At 74.1% G+C, this 15246-nt stretch carries 7 protein-coding genes; 6 read left to right on the top strand and 1 reads right to left on the bottom strand.

All coding sequences use genetic code 11. The features are described 5' to 3' along the window. The first annotated feature begins 87 nt into the window (after positions 1–87). Together pdxR and DK419_RS21940 are read left to right on the top strand one after the other, a co-directional pair. The gene (gene pdxR / locus DK419_RS21945; RefSeq protein ID WP_245442622.1) at positions 88–1566 is read left to right on the top strand and encodes a MocR-like pyridoxine biosynthesis transcription factor PdxR; all 1479 of its coding nucleotides are present in this window, start codon (positions 88–90) and stop codon (positions 1564–1566) included. Between the two features lie 143 nt (positions 1567–1709). Then, positions 1710–4313, top strand: coding sequence for a putative bifunctional diguanylate cyclase/phosphodiesterase (locus DK419_RS21940; RefSeq protein ID WP_245442621.1), 2604 nt, complete (start codon positions 1710–1712; stop codon positions 4311–4313). A 112-nt stretch (positions 4314–4425) separates the two neighbouring features. Here the strand turns inward: DK419_RS21940 and DK419_RS21935 are convergent, their stop codons facing one another. Continuing rightward, the gene (locus tag DK419_RS21935) at positions 4426–5487 is read right to left on the bottom strand and encodes an HD-GYP domain-containing protein (RefSeq protein WP_109960974.1); all 1062 of its coding nucleotides are present in this window, start codon (positions 5485–5487) and stop codon (positions 4426–4428) included. 441 nt (positions 5488–5928) lie between these two features. On the opposite strand from DK419_RS21935, the gene DK419_RS21930 reads away from it, so the two are divergent. The 4 genes from DK419_RS21930 to DK419_RS21915 all read left to right on the top strand — a co-directional run bounded on the left by DK419_RS21930 (position 5929) and on the right by DK419_RS21915 (position 15115). Next, positions 5929–7605, top strand: a complete 1677-nt coding sequence (locus tag DK419_RS21930) for a methyl-accepting chemotaxis protein (RefSeq protein WP_109960973.1) — start codon at positions 5929–5931, stop codon at positions 7603–7605. A 415-nt stretch (positions 7606–8020) separates the two neighbouring features. Continuing rightward, positions 8021–11620, top strand: a complete 3600-nt coding sequence (locus tag DK419_RS21925) for an autotransporter family protein (protein ID WP_245442620.1) — start codon at positions 8021–8023, stop codon at positions 11618–11620. Between the two features lie 308 nt (positions 11621–11928). Continuing rightward, positions 11929–13302, top strand: coding sequence for an MFS transporter (locus tag DK419_RS21920; protein ID WP_109960972.1), 1374 nt, complete (start codon positions 11929–11931; stop codon positions 13300–13302). Positions 13303–13468: 166 nt separating this feature from the next. Then, the gene (locus DK419_RS21915; RefSeq protein WP_109960971.1) at positions 13469–15115 is read left to right on the top strand and encodes an OFA family MFS transporter; all 1647 of its coding nucleotides are present in this window, start codon (positions 13469–13471) and stop codon (positions 15113–15115) included. Positions 15116–15246: the final 131 nt, after the last annotated feature.

The following is a 15246-nucleotide window of genomic DNA, read 5'->3' as shown; positions in this document are numbered from 1 at the left end:
TCGTACCGGGCGCAAACGGGGGCGCCTCGCGGCACAACCGCGCTGGCGGCGCCGGGCCCCTGGTCCTCCGCCCGGAACCGGCCCATTGTGGTCGGGAGATCACGCCGAAAAAGGTGGGCCGGCCTGGACGCATCCTCTCCCCGCGCCCTGTCCGTCAGCGCCCGGATCGGCGCCGACCTGAAGGCGCAGATCGCCGACGGCACCTGTCCGCCCGGAAGCGCCCTGCCCTCGACGCGGGCGCTCGCCGCCGAGCTCGGGGTGTCGCGCACCACCGTGACGGCGGCCTACGACCAGCTGATCGCCGAGGGCTATCTCGAGACGCGGCCGGGCGGCCGCACGCGGGTCGCCGCCGGCCTCCGGCCGGATCCCGGGCCGCGCGAGGCCGCCGCCGCGCCGCCGCAGCGCCTGTCGGCCTTCGGGCGGCGGATCCTCGCGATGCCCCCTCCCGACGACGCGCCGGCGCCGGCGATCGACTTCCGCACCGGCGACCTCTCGGGCGAGGACTTCCCGGCGCTGGCCTGGCGGCGCGCGCTCAACGCCGCCCTGCTGCGCCGGCCGGCCCGGCTCGGCTACGGCGACCCGCGCGGCCTGCCGGAGCTCCGGGCGGCGCTCCAGGCCTATCTGTGGCGCGCCCGGGGCCTGCGCTGCGGCCTCGACCAGATCGTGGTGGTCAACGGCTCGCAGCAGGGGATCGACCTCTGCGCCCGGCTCCTCGTCGATCCCGGCGACCGGGTGGTGATGGAGGAGCCGGGCTACCGCGCGGCGCGCGGGGTGTTCTCCGCCGCCGGAGCGGCGATCGTCCCGGTTCCGGTCGATGCCGATGGCCTGCGGACCGGGGACCTCGCGGCGATCGGAGGCGCGCGGCTCGCCTACGTCACGCCCTCGCACCAGTTCCCCCTCGGCGGCGTGCTGCCCGCCGCCCGCCGGCAGGCGCTGCTGGACTGGGCGGAGGCGAGCGGCGCGACGATCGTCGAGGACGATTACGACGGCGAGTACCGCTTCGACGCGAGGCCCGTGGAGGCCCTGCTCGGCCTCGATCGCACCGGCCGCGTGATCTACGTCGGCACGATCTCCAAGACCCTCTCGCCGCAGCTGCGCCTCGGCTACCTCGTGGTGCCGCCGGCCCTGGGCGCGGCCTTCGCGGAGGCCAAGCGCCTCGCCGACCGGCAGGCGCCGGGGCTGGAGCAGGCGGCGCTCGCCCGCTTCCTCGCGGAGGGCGGCTACGAGCGCCACCTGCGCCAAGTCCGGCGCCGCAACGCCGAGAGGCGCGCCGCCCTGCTGGCGGCGCTCGCGGAGAGCTTCGGTCCGGCGGTGCGCGTGGAGGGCGCGGCGGCGGGGCTGCACCTCGTCGCCTGGTTCCCGCAGGTGCCGGCCGGCCGCGAGGCCGCGATGGCGGCGGCCGCCCGGGCGGCGGGCATCGGCGTCTACCCGGTCGGTCCGACCTACCACGAGGCGGCGAACCGCCCGGACCGGGCCGGGCTGGTGCTGGGCTTCGCCGGCAGCGGGCCCGAGACGATCCGCGCCGGCATCCGCCGCCTCGCGGCGGCGCTCGCGGCGGCGCCCTGACCGACGCCGGCCGGACGAGCGGATCCGGCGCCTCACCGGCCCTCCGCCAGCAAGACCTAAGCAATCGGCAATGAATCCCCCTTAGAGCATCGGCATCGGTCGCGGCTTCCCGAGCGTCGCCGACGAGACTACCGAGGGGCACCGTGCGTCACTCATCTCCGGCGAGGTTCGCGACCCTGGGCCGATCCGGCTGGAGGCGGCTGCGGCGGCAGGGCCGCGCCCTCGATCTCGGGCACCGGCTGTGGATCACCGCGATCGCCCTCGCGGGAAGCCTGCTCGCCCTGACGGCCCTCGTCGTCGGCCCCTCCGCCACCGCCTACCGCGACAGCCAGGACAATCTCGCCCGCGTCAGCCGGCTCGGGCAAGTCTTCGAGGCCGCCAACCGCCTCTCGGCGGAGCGCGGGCCGGCGAACGTCGCGATGTCGATCCCGCCCGGCAGCGATCCGGCCGCCCTGGCCCGGCTCGCCGCGTTCCGGGCGGCGAGCGACGGCGCGCTCGCGGCCCTGGGCGGGCTCGACGCGGCGGCGGGCGCCGCCGTGTCCACCCTGCCCTACCGCTTCCTCTCGGCGACGGCGTCCCGGCTGGCCGAGGCGCGGCAGGAGGTGGACCGGGTGGCCGGCCTGCCGGCGGCGGAGAGGAGCCTCGAGGACATCACGGGCGCGATCGCCCGGATGGTCGCCGCGGTCGACACGTTCCAGGACGCGGTCGCCTGGGAGATCCGCGAGATCGGCCGGGCCGATCCGTCGCTTGCCGGCCCGGCCCTCGTCGCCCACGTGGTGAGCGACCTGCGCGAGTATGGCGGCCGGATCGGCTCCGCCCTCATCCCGGCGGTCGCCGTGCACCGTCCGCTCGACATCCGCCAGCTCGCGGACGCCACGCAGATGCGGGGCCGCATCCTGGAGCTGCTGCGGCTGTTGCGCGGGCAGGCGGCGTTCGGGCACGGGCAGCCCCTCGAGACGCTGTTCGGCACGGTCGAGGCGACCTTCGCCGGGCGCGGCCTCGCGCTCATCGAGGCGACGATCGCGGAGGGGCGCGGGACCGGCCGCTACTCGCTCACCGCCGACGAGCTCACCCACCGCTACGTGCCGACCTTGAAGCCGGTCGAGGCCCTGCGCGACCGCTACCTCGCCGGCATGGTCGAGGGCTTCGCGGCCGAGCGCGACGCGATGCGCCGGCGGCTCGTCGCGGTGGCCTGCGGCGCCGTCGTCGTGTTGGCGCTGCTGGCCTTCCTGCTCCAGTCGCTGAACGCCTCGGTGCTGCGTCCGCTCCTCTCCGCGCGGGAATTCGTCGTGGCCCTCTCCCGGGGCGAGGCCCCGCGCGAGGGCGAACGGCCGGACGGCCCCGCCCGCGCCGCGCCGGCGATCCGCATCACCGGGATCCGGCGCCTGTTCGACGCGCTCGCGGTGCTGGAGGAGCGGATGCGCGAGCGGGCGCGCCTGATGGAGACCCTGCGCCGGCAGGCCGAGACCGACGGCCTCACCGGGATGAGCAACCGCCGCGGCCTCGCCCTGGCGATGGCGCGCGTCGCGGCCGCGCCCGACGCCCCGGCCGCCGCCCTGATGATCGACCTCGACGGCTTCAAGAAGGTCAACGACACCCTGGGCCACGAGGCCGGCGACGACCTGATCCGCCAGGCCGGCGCGCGCCTCGCGGCCTGCATCGGCCGGGACGGCCTCGTCGCCCGGATGGGCGGCGACGAGTTCGCGATCCTGCTGCCCGGGCGCGGCGAGCCCGCGGACGCGGCCGCCTTCGCCGAGACGATCCTGCACAGCCTCTCCGAGCCGTTCGCGGTCGAGGGCCAGACCATCCATCTCGGCGCCAGCATCGGCATCGCGGCGAGCCCGCTCCACGGGCCGCTCACCGACGAGCTGATCGCCTGCGCCGACATGGCCCTCTACGAGGCCAAGCGCGCCGGGCGGCACTGCCACCGGGTGTTCGCCCCGTCCCTGCGCGACGCCACCCTGGCCTGGACCGCGCGCCAGCAGGAACTGCCGCGCGCGCTCGCGGCCGGCGAGTTCGAGCTGTACTACCAGCCGCAGGTCGCCCTGGGGGACCGCCGGCTCATCGGCGCCGAGGCGCTGATCCGCTGGCGCCACCCCCGGCTCGGCCTGCTCGCCCCCGGGGAGTTCCTGGCGCCCCTCGAGGCGAGCCGGCTCGCCGCGCCGGTGGGCCGGTGGGTGCTGCGCACGGCCTGTGCGCAAGGAGCCGCGTGGCGCCGGGCCGGGGCGCCCGACCTGCGCGTCGGCGTCAACCTGTTCAGCGCGCAGTTCCACTCGGCGAGCCTCGTCGACGAGGTCCGGGCGGCGCTCGCCGAGTCGGGGCTGCCGGGCTCCGCCCTCGAGATCGAGATCACCGAGACCATCATCCTCCAGCACGACGAGGCCCTGATCGCCCCGCTGCGGGCCCTGCGCGACCTCGGCGTCGGCCTCGCCTTCGACGATTTCGGCACCGGCTACGCCTCCCTGAGCCTGCTCAAGCGCTTCCCGCTGACGCGGCTGAAGATCGACCGCTCCTTCGTGCAGGGCATGGAGGGCTCGGCGCAGGACCGGGCGATCGTGCAATCGGTGCTGACCCTCGGCCGCAGCTTCGGCCTCGCGGTGATCGCGGAGGGGATCGAATGCGAGACGACGGCCCAGCGGCTGCGGGCGGAGGGCTGCGAGGAGGCCCAGGGCTACCTGTTCGGCCGGCCGATGCCCGCCGGGGCGTTCGCGGACCTCCTGCGGGCCGACGCGCGGCGCACGGCGTGAGGCCGGTGCGCCGCCGAGCGCACCGCCAATCCCAGCGGACGGACGAAGGGAGGGTCCGGAGATGCGATCCCGCGCAGGCCTCCGGTGATCGCAAGGCGTGAGGGGGCCTCCTTTACGCCGCCGCGCGCATCGCCTCGCCGAAGGACTGCACCAGGCCGGATTCCAGCTTGCCGTCCATGCCGGCGAGGATCGCCATCGCGTCGGCCATCTTCATCGGGGCCTTGTAGGGCCGGCGCTCGGTGAGGGCGGCGTAGATGTCGCAGATGGTGAGCAGGCGCACCATGTCGCCGATCTGGTTGCCGGCGAGCCCGTCCGGGTAGCCCGAGCCGTCGAGCATCTCGTGGTGGTGGCGGACCGCCGCGAGGGTCAGCGGGTCGCGCTCGCCGCCCGCCCGCAGCACCTCGTGGCCGATGGCCGCGTGGGTGCGCATCACCGTCATCTCGTCGGGGTCGAGCCGGCCGGGCTTGTTGAGGATCTCGAGCGGGATGCGGGCCTTGCCGACGTCGTGGATCAGCGCGGCGCGCACGAAGCGGAACTGGTCGTCGTGGCGAAAGCCCAGATGCAGGGCGAACTGCGCCGACAGGCCGGCCACCAGCAGGCAGTGCTGGTAGGTGGCGTCGTCGTGGGTCCAGACCGTGTCGAGCCAGCGGGCGAGCCCGCCCTCCTGCACCGCGGTCAGGATCGGGCCGAGGCCGGCCTCGACGGCGCCCATGCGGATCGGCTGGCCCGCCCTCGCCTCGGCCAGGAGGCCGTTCAGCGCCTCGCCGGCCCGGACCACCCCCTGGCTCACCGCCTGCTCGGCATTGCCGGCGATGATCCCGACCTGGTTGGCGAGCGCGGCGATGATGGTCTCGGGCGGCACGTAGGCCGGCATGCACACCGTCGCCCCGAGGGTCTTGGCGTGGCGCAGCGCGTCCTGCGTCGCCTTGCGTAGGAGGCAGATCACCGGCAGGTTGCGGTCGGCGTAGCGGCGCTGCAGCGTGCGCAGGCAGTGGTCCGTCTCAGGGCGCGCCAGCGTCATGTCGGAGACCACCCCGGCCAGCGTCCGGCGGTCGCGCCACGTCTCCTCGGGGCCGACGACGTCGCAGATTCCGATGCCCCGCAGGGCCGCGCTGATCGCAGCGCTGCGATCGGGCCTGTCGGTCACGAGGACGAAGGTCCTCTCGTCGGGCATCGCTTCCTCCCGGTCACCGCACGGCCTGGCTGCCCTCCCCGATTACAGGACCACTCCCGAACAAACTCTTACGGCGGGGCCCCGACACTGAGGTTGATGCGACGACGGGCCGGCCGTCGCGCTGCCGAATGTCCGTAACGCCGCCGGCCGCACGTCTTCGGGCCCGGGCGTCGCCGCCACACCTCGCGGCCCGTCGGCGCGCGCCGCCCGGTTTGCTCGGCGCAACCTGCCGGCGGCGGCGAGAGTCGGATAGCTGACCATGCGTTATCGTCCTCGTAACTGTTAGGCTGCATGATCGCCTCGTACCCGATCGAGTTGGGGCACGCCCGATCCGGAGCGCCGTGCGGCACGGGTCTGCCGCCCGATCCTCGATCGCCGCGACCGGCCCCGCGCCCCGAACGATCGGGCGCGAGGACCGGCCCCCTCCTTGCAAGGCCCTCCATGTCGCTCAAGATCGCCGCCCGGATCCAGGCCCTGACCGGGGTCGCGCTCGTCGGGCTCGCCCTCATCCTCGGCCTCGCGGCCTACGACCTCGCCGGGGCGATCACCAACGCCCGGGCCCTCAAGACCAAGGACCTGGTCGATGCCGCCCACGGCGTCCTCGCCCATTTCGAGGCCGAGGAGCGCGCCGGGCGGATGACCCGGGAGGCGGCCCAGAAGACCGCGGCGGCCGCGGTCGGCAACCTGCGGTACGGCACCGGCGAGTTCTTCTGGGTCAACGACATGCAGTCGCGGCTGATCGCGCACGCCGATCCCAAGCTGGTCGGGCGCGACGTCAGCGGCCTCGCCGAGCCGTCCGGCCGCAAGTTCTTCGCCGAGATGATGCGCAAGGTCGAGGCGAACGGCGCCGCGTTCGAGACCTACTGGTGGCCGAAGCCGGGCTCCGACGTGCCGGTCGAGAAGGTGTCCTACGCCCGCAGCTTCCAGCCCTGGGGCTGGGTCGTCGGAACCGGCATCTACGCCGACGACACCGCGGCCCAGGTCCACGCCACGCTGTGGAACCTCGTCGCCGGCGCAGCCCTGGTGGCGCTCCTCGTCGGCGCGGCCGCCACGCTGATCGGGCGGAGCATCGCCAAGCCCCTGATCGGGCTCTCCGCCAGCATGGGCGCCCTCGCCGCCGGCCGGCTCGACGAGGCGGTGCCGGCGCGGGGCCGGCGCGACGAGATCGGCGCGATGGCGGGCGCCGTGCAGGTGTTCAAGGAGAGCATGGTGCGCGCACGCGCGCTCGAGGAGGAGACGGCGCTCGCCCGCGCCTCGGCGGAGGAGCAGCGCCGCGCCGGCATGCGCCAGATGGCGGACGCCTTCGAGCGCGCCGTCGGCGGCATCGTCGGCCAGGTCTCGGCCTCGGCGGCGGAGCTCCAGGCCACCGCCCAGGCCATGACGGCGACCGCGACCCAGACCGCGAGCCAGTCCACCGGCGTCGCCGCCGCGGCCGCGCAGGCCGCCGCCAATGTCGGCGCGGTGGCGGAAGCCGCCGAGGAGCTCGGCGCCTCGGTCCAGGAGATCGGCCGCCAGGTCGACGGCTCGGCCAGGCTGGCGCAGGCCGCGGTCGCCGAGGCCGGGCAGACCGCCCACCAGGTCCGGGCGCTGACCGAGGCGACCGCCCGCATCGGCGACGTGGTCGGGCTGATCTCCTCGATTGCCTCGCAGACGAACCTGCTGGCGCTGAACGCCACGATCGAGGCGGCGCGCGCGGGTGCCGCCGGCCGCGGCTTCGCGGTGGTGGCCGCGGAGGTCAAGGAACTCGCCGGCCAGACCGCGAAGGCGACCGAGGAGATCACGAGCCAGATCGCGGCGATCCAGGCCTCGACGGGCCAGGCGGCCGGCGCGATCGGCAAGATCACCGCGCGAATCGAGGAGATTTCAGGCGTCGCGACCTCGATCGCCGCGGCGGTGGAGGAGCAGGGCGCGGCGACCCAGGAGATCGTCCGCAACGTCTCCCACGCCGCCGCCGGGACCGACGAGGTCACCCACAACGTCGCCACGGTGGCGAGCGCCGCCGAGCAGTCCGGGGTGTCGGCCGGCCTGGTTCTCTCGGCCTCCTCCGAGCTGTCGCGCCAATCCGGGCACCTCGGCGCCGAGGTCAGGCGTTTCCTCGACACCGTCCGGGCGGCGTGAGGGCGAGCTTATCACGTACTCCCGACGTCGCGGGCCGGTATCGCGGGCGCTGCGACCGCGCACCTGGACTACCGCGCCGCCCGGGACCGGATCGATCCCGGGCGGCCTTGCATCGGCCGACCGTCCCCGGCGACGCTCGTGCCGGTCGCGGCTGGCGGGAGACTTGCCGCGGGAGACTTGCCGCGGGAGCGGCCTATCCCGCGCGGGGCGTCGACGGACCGGCGGCAGCACTGCTCCGCCGGGGACGAACCTCATCGGGTCGCGGCCGGTCATCTCCCGAGAGACTTCGATCGTCCCATGAGGGCCGAGTCCCGGCACATCGTTTCTCGATATTGCTGCCGGGCCCTCCGTCATCGAGACTTCATACGGCCAAGCTAGGCGCCGCCCCGGCACAGAGAACGATCTGTGAGGGGCTATGCAATCGAAACTCAACGTCGCGCTGCTCGCGGCGACATGTCTCTTCCCGGCGCATGCGTGGGCGCAGGGCGTACCGACCTCGCCGTCGGTGGGCTTTGCCAACAGCACCTCGGTCAATCCCGGCACGGTGCTCAACCGCGTGCTCGATTCCTATAACGGGCTCCAGACCGGCGACCCGGCGGCGCTGACCCGGAACTACCGGACCGTCGTCACCCTGACGCAGGGGCGCAGCGACGCGCAGACCCTGGCGGCGATCCACGACGACCGCACGGGCCAGGCCTACAGCATCCTCAACGGCCTCGGGCCGCTGACCTCGGCCTACCTCACGGGAGCCGGCGCGTCGTTCACCGGCACGGCGCCGACGAGCCTGACGCCGACGACGTACGTGACCACGACGCTCGCCGATTACGCGGCGAACATCCGCACCGGCAACGACGCCAGCGCGGGCGCGACGACCTTCGGCAACGGGACGGCGACGCCGCTCGCCGCGGCGGTCGACTTCATCAACACCATCGCGCGCGCCAACGCCTCGACCGAGCCGGCCAAGCGCATCTTCGCCCGCTACCAGGGCGACAACCCGGCCATCAACCCGCTCGACGCCCGCTTCAACAACTACAGCGCGACGACGAACAAGGCCGGCCTCTCGACCCGCGACACCGCGGGCCTGGTGGTGCCGACCTACCTGTCGAACTTCACCGTCCCGGCGGTCTACGGCACGGCGGACAGGTGGGTGCGCGGCTTCACGGTCACGCAGGCGATGATCGACGCCAATGGCGGGCGGCCGCTCACCGTGCCCAACGTCGGCACCTTCTCGGGTGCCACCTTCACCCCGGCCACCTTCTCGGTCGGCGACTACGTGCCAGGCATCGGCACCTCGCCGCGGCCCTACCGGGTCTCCACCGCCGTCAACGTGCCGGCGCTGCTCCAGCCGATCATCAACAGCACCAACCCCTACGCCGACGGCGCCTATCCGAGCGGCCACACCAATTCGGGCTACCTGCAGGCGCTCGCGACCGCCTTCCTGGTGCCGCAGCGGGCGCAGCAGCTCCTGACCCGCGCCTCCGAGCTCGGCAACAACCGCATCCTGTCGGGCATGCACTCGCCCTTCGACGTCATGGGCGGCCGGATGGAATCGACGGCGATCGTCGCTACCAACCTCTACGGCGCGCTCTACGATGCCGGCGGCAACCGGGTCGACTGGACCAATCCGGCGAACGCGACGGCCTACGGGGTCTACCAGGCCTACCGGCAGACCCAGGCGTATCTCGCCTCCGCCTGCGGCGCGTCGAGCGTCGCCGCCTGCCTCAACGCGGCCTCCGGCGCGAGCGACGCGTTCGGCAACGCGGCGCAGAACAAGGCGGACTGGACCGCCCGCCTGACCTACGGCTTCCAGCCGGGCGGCACCGTCGCGCCGATGACCGCCGCCGACGTGCCGCTCCAGGCGCAGGTGCTGCTCCTCACCCGCTTCCCCTACCTCACCGACGCGCAGCGGACCGAGGTGCTGGCGAGCACCGGCCTGCCCTCCGGCTATCCCGTGCTCAGCGGCAACACCTATGACGGCTGGGGCCGGCTGAACCTCTACGCCGCCAACGACGGCTACGGCGCTCTCCACCGCAACGTCACCGTGACAATGGACGCGGCGCAGGGCGGGTACTCGGCCTTCGACACCTGGCGCAACGACATCGGGGGAGCGGGCTCGCTCACCAAGGCCGGCACCGGCACCCTGGTGCTCACCGGCACCAACACGTATGCGGGCGGCACCACGGTCTCGGGCGGGGCCCTCGTCGGCCACGCCCAGGCCTTCGGCACCGGCGCGATCCGCACCGACGCCAGCCTGGTTCTCGACCAGGCTGGCGACGCCGCCATGGCCAACGCCCTCTCGGGCACCGGCAGCCTGACCAAGCTCAACGCCGGCACCCTGACCCTGACCGGCCAGAGCAGCCTCACCGGCGCCACGGCGGTACTCGGCGGCGGCCTCGCGGTGAACGGCTCGCTCGCCGGCTCGGTCGTCACGGTCGGCCAGGGCGCCCGCCTCGGCGGCACCGGCACGGTGGGCGGGGTCGTGGCGCAAGGCGGCGCCACGGTCGCCCCCGGCAATTCCATCGGCACCCTGACGGTCGCCGGCAACGCCGCCTTCGCGGCAGGCTCGACCGTCCAGGTCGAGGCCGATGCGAGCGGCCGGTCCGACCGCCTCGCCGTCACGGGAGCCGCCACCCTCCAGGGCGGCACCGTCCAGGTCCTGGCGCAGACCGGCACCTACGCCCCGCGCACCGGCTACACCATCCTGTCGGCGGGTGGCGGCGTCTCCGGCACCTTCGCGGGCGTCACCGCCACCCTCGCCTTCCTCACCCCGACCCTGCGCTACCAGCCGACGCAGGTCGACCTCACGCTGACCCGCAACGACGTCGCCTTCGCGTCCATCGCCCGGACCCGCAACCAGGCCGCGGTCGCCGCCGCGATCCAGGGCGCCGGCGCCGGCGCGGCCATCTACGACCGCACGGTGGGCCTCACCACGCCGGACGCCGTCGCCGCCTTCCGGGCGCTCACCGGCGACATCCACGCGAGCGCGGTCTCGGCGTCCTACGAGACCGCCTTCTTCGTGCGCGAAGCGATCCTCGACCGGCTGCGCTGGTCCGGCGAGGGCACCCGCGACTACGGAAACCTGCCCGCCACCTACACCGCCGACCTGCCCGGCCGTGCGGCTCCGGTGCCGGTGCGGGTGCTCGACCCGCGGGTGTTCGGCCTGTGGGGCCAGGGCTTCGGCAGCTTCGGCCAGGCGCGCGGCGACGGCAACGCGGTGACGCTCAACCGCGACACCGCCGGCTTCGTGCTCGGCGCCGATGTGCGGCTCGAGGGCGGGATCCGGCTCGGCGTCGCCGGCGGCTACACCCGCACCAACCTCGACGCGCCCGGCCAGACCGCGAGCGGCACGATCGAGAGCGGGTTCGGCGGCGTCTACGGCGGCTATGAGGCCGGCCCGTTCGCCCTGCGGCTCGGCGCTTCTTACGCCGACAACAGCCTGCGGCTGCGCCGCTCCGTGGCGTTCCCGGGCTTCTCGGAGACGGAGAGCGCCCGCTACGGCGGGTCGACGGTGCAGGGCTTCGGCGAGATCGGCTACCGGATCGCGCTCGGGGCGGGGGTGCCCGGCCGGACGCCGGGCGCGCCGGTCCCGGCGTCGTACATCGAGCCGTTCGTGGGCGGGGCGTATGTCGGCATCGACCGCGCCCGGTTCGCGGAGACGGGCGGCGTGGCGGCGCTGGCGGGCGCCTCGCGGCTCTCCGAGATCCCGACCCTGACCGCGGGCGTGCGCGGCCAGACCGAGGTGGATCTCGGCGTCGGGCCTCCGGTGTCGCTGCACGGGCTCGTCGGCTACCGGCGCGCCTTCGGGGACGTGATCCCGACGGCGCTCCTCGCCTTCGGGACCGGCCCGAGCTTCGTGACGGCGGGGATCCCGATCACCCGGGACGCGCTGGTCGCCTCGGCGGGCCTGGACCTGCGGGTGTCGGCGGCGGCGACCCTGGGGGTGTCGTATACCGGCCAGGTCGGGTCGCGGGCGCAGGACCACGCGGTGAAGGGCAGCTTCACCTACCGGTTCTGAGCCCGAGGAGAGTCACGGCAGGGGGCGCAGCGCGGGCCGCGCCCTTCTCGTTTGCGGGATTTCCCCTTGCAGGGTTACCCGCGGCGCTCGCGCGAGCCCCTTCCCTTCAGCGAGGAGGGTTCGGGTGGGTCGCGCGGCCTGCCGGCGCGGAGCCGGGCAGCGGGTCGCACTCGGCATCCGCGCCCTCCGCGCAGGGCCGGGATGAGGCCGGAGACGGTGCGGCGGGCGCGGCTTTGGGCTAGGGCTCCGGCGGGCGCATCGCGCGCCCGCCATGGGCGCGAGGTGCGCCCGCCAGGGGCGCGGGACGGATGACGGGAGCGGCGAGGCCGGTGGCGGCGGAGGCGGCCGACGGCCTGCCGGGCCGGGAGAGGCTGTGGGCGATGCTGGCGATCGGCATCGCCATGTCGATGGCGGTGCTCGACGGCGCCATCGTCAACGTCGCCCTGCCGGTGATGGCCCGGGACCTCGCGGTCAGCCCGGGGGCGGCGATCTTCATCACCAACGGCTACCAGCTCGCCGTCACCGCCGCCCTTTTGCCGCTCGCCTCGCTCGGCGACATCCTCGGCTACAAGCGGGTCTACTGCACGGGCCTCGCGCTGTTCACCGCCGCGTCGCTCGCCTGCGCGCTCGCCGGCTCGCTGCCGGTGCTGGTCGCGGCCCGCATCGTCCAGGGGCTCGGCGCGGCCGGGATCATGAGCGTCAACATCGCGCTCGTGCGCTTCATCTATCCCCATCGGATGATCGGGCGCGGCGTCGGCACCATGGCGCTCATCGTGGCGATCGCCTCGGCGGCGGGCCCGAGCGTCGCGGCGGCGGTCCTGTCGGTGGCGAGCTGGCCGTGGCTGTTCCTCGTCAACGTGCCGCTCGGCCTCGCGGCGCTGACGCTGGCCACCCGGATGCTGCCGGCGACGCCGCGCAGCGGCGCCCGGTTCGACGGGGTGAGCGCGCTCCTCAACGCGCTGGTCTTCTGCCTGCTCATCACCGGCGTCGACGGGCTCGGCGAGCCGGAGCGGCGGGGCACGGCGCTCGCCCTCCTGGCGGCGGCGGGTCTCGTCGGCACCGCCTTCGTGTGGATGCAGGCCCGCCTGCCCGCGCCGCTCCTGCCGATCGACCTCCTGCGCATCCCGGTCTTCGCGCTGTCGATGGTGAGCTCGGTCTGCTCGTTCTCGGCCCAGATGATGGCCTACGTGGCGCTGCCGTTCTACTTCCAGGACGTGCTGCACCTCTCGAGCACCCGGACCGGGCTCCTGATGACGCCCTGGCCGATCGCCATCGCGGTGATCGCCCCCTTCGCCGGGCGGATGGCCGACCGCTACCCGCCGGGCCTGCTCGGCGGCATCGGCCTCGTCGCGCTGTCGGCCGGCCTCGCCCTGATGGCGAGCGTCGGCCCGGACGCCTCGCCGCTCGCCATCGCCTGGCGGCTGACCCTGTGCGGCCTCGGTTTCGGACTGTTCCAGTCGCCCAACAACAAGGTGATCATCACGAGCGCGCCGCGCGAGCGCAGCGGCGGCGCCAGCGGCATGCAATCCACCGCGCGGCTGCTGGGCCAGTCCCTCGGCGCGGCGGTCGTGGCGGTGATCTTCGGCCACCTGCATACCGGCGGCACCGTGACGGTGCTGTGGCTGGCGAGCGGCCTCGCGCTGGCCGGTGCCGTCGCGAGCGGGCTCAGGGTCCGGCGCTGAAAGATCTCGGGCGGCATGACGTTACGGAAATTACGTCCGGCCCTCCCGACGAAAGGATGAGGGATCGCAACCCGATCGGGCCGCGGATCGACTATCGGGGATGAAAATCAGCCCCTAAACGTGCAGGCCGAATGGCCCGACACAGGGTCGGACCAGGAGGACGTTCATGGACGCACGCGTCGTCAATCGCTCCCCGGATGTCGTCTCGCCCGGCCTCCTGACCCGCGAGCGCATCGTCGCGCGCGCCGGCTTCAACCGCTGGCTCGTCCCGCCGGCGGCGCTCGCCATCCATCTCTGCATCGGCATGTCGTACGGGCTGTCGGTGTTCTGGCTGCCCTTGTCGCGGGCGCTGAGCGTCGGCAAGCCGGCCCCGGCGACCTGTCCCGAGATGGGGCTGGCCACCGCCCTCGTCACCACGACCTGCGACTGGCGCGTCAGCGACCTCGTCCTGGTGTTCTCGATCGGCATCGTCATGCTCGGCCTCTCCGCCGCGCTGTTCGGCGGCTGGCTCGAGCGCGCCGGGCCGCGCAAGGCCGGCCTCGTCGCGGCCCTCGCCTGGGGCGGCGGCTTCCTCGTCGGCGCGCTCGGGGTCTACCTGCACCAGCTCTGGCTGGTCTGGCTCGGCATGGGGCTGATCGGCGGCATCGGGCTCGGCCTCGGCTACATCTCGCCGGTCTCGACCCTGGTGAAGTGGTTCCCGGACCGGCGCGGCATGGCGACCGGCATGGCGATCATGGGCTTCGGCGGCGGCGCGATGATCGGCTCGCCGCTCGCCGACCTGCTCATCACCCACTTCAAGGGGCCGGATTCCGCCGGCGTGTGGCAGACCCTCGCCCTGATGGGCGCCGGCTACCTCGTCGTCATGCTCTGCGGCGCCTTCGGCTACCGCGTGCCGCCGGACGGCTGGCAGCCCGAGGGCTGGACCTCGCCGGCCGCGCGCAACCGCATGATCACCAGCGGCCACGTCCACCTCTCCGACGCGCACCGGACGCCGCAATTCTGGCTGCTCTGGGCGATGCTGTGCCTGAACGTCTCGGCCGGGATCGGCGTGCTGGCGCTCGCCTCGCCGATGCTGCAGGAGATCTTCGGCGGCGCGCTGATCGGCCGGCCCGACATCGGGTTCGGGCAGCTCGATGCCGGGGAGAAGGCGCAGGTCGCCGCGATCGCCGCCGGCTTCGTCGGGCTCCTGTCGCTGTTCAACATCCTCGGCCGGTTCTTCTGGGCGACGCTCTCCGACCGCATCGGGCGCAAGGCCACCTACGCGACCTTCTTCGCCCTCGGCTGCGTGCTCTACGGGGCCGCGCCCTGGGCGGCCGGCATCGGCTCGAAGGCGCTGTTCGTGCTGTTCTTCTGCGTGATCCTGTCGATGTATGGCGGCGGCTTCGCGACGATCCCCGCCTACCTCGCCGACGTGTTCGGCACCCGGTTCGTCGGCGCGATCCACGGCCGGCTGCTCACCGCCTGGTCGACCGCGGGCGTGATCGGCCCGCTGGTCGTGACCGCGATCCGGCAGGCGCAGGTCGATGCGGGGGTCCAGGGCGCGGCGCTCTACGGCCGCACGCTCCTGATCCTCGCCGGCTTCCTGGCCGCCGGGTTCGTGGCGAACCTCCTGGTGCGGCCGCTCGCCGAGCGCTGGTTCATGGCCGACGCTGGAGCGCCGTCCGACACGGCGGCGGCCGGCCCGTCCGGCTCGTTCGGGATCGGCCGGGGCGGCCTGACGCCGGCGGCGGCGCTCGCCTGGGCGGCGGTCGGCCTGCCGATCCTGTGGGGCGTGTGGATCACGTTCGGAAAGGCGCTGATCCTGTTCCGGTAGGACCGAGGGCGTCGCAGGCCGCAGGCCTCCTGCGACGCTCCCAGGTCCAGACCCTTCTTGATCGACGTCGACGGCATCGACACCTATCGAGTCATTCCAGGACCGCGCAAGCGGAGCCCGGAACGACGGTC

Origin of the sequence: Methylobacterium terrae (genome assembly GCF_003173755.1) — a bacterium.
Taxonomy (GTDB): Bacteria; Pseudomonadota; Alphaproteobacteria; order Rhizobiales; family Beijerinckiaceae; genus Methylobacterium; species Methylobacterium terrae.
This window is presented reverse-complemented; position numbering and strand designations above follow the sequence as displayed.

Coding starts and splice junctions, on each gene's coding strand:
- DK419_RS21930 (WP_109960973.1), top strand. CDS start 5,929: ATGTCGCTCAAGATCGCCGCCCGGATCCAGGCCCTGACCGGGGTCGCG.
- DK419_RS21915 (WP_109960971.1), top strand. CDS start 13,469: ATGGACGCACGCGTCGTCAATCGCTCCCCGGATGTCGTCTCGCCCGGC.
- DK419_RS21935 (WP_109960974.1), bottom strand. CDS start 5,487: ATGCCCGACGAGAGGACCTTCGTCCTCGTGACCGACAGGCCCGATCGC.
- DK419_RS21920 (WP_109960972.1), top strand. CDS start 11,929: ATGACGGGAGCGGCGAGGCCGGTGGCGGCGGAGGCGGCCGACGGCCTG.
- DK419_RS21925 (WP_245442620.1), top strand. CDS start 8,021: ATGCAATCGAAACTCAACGTCGCGCTGCTCGCGGCGACATGTCTCTTC.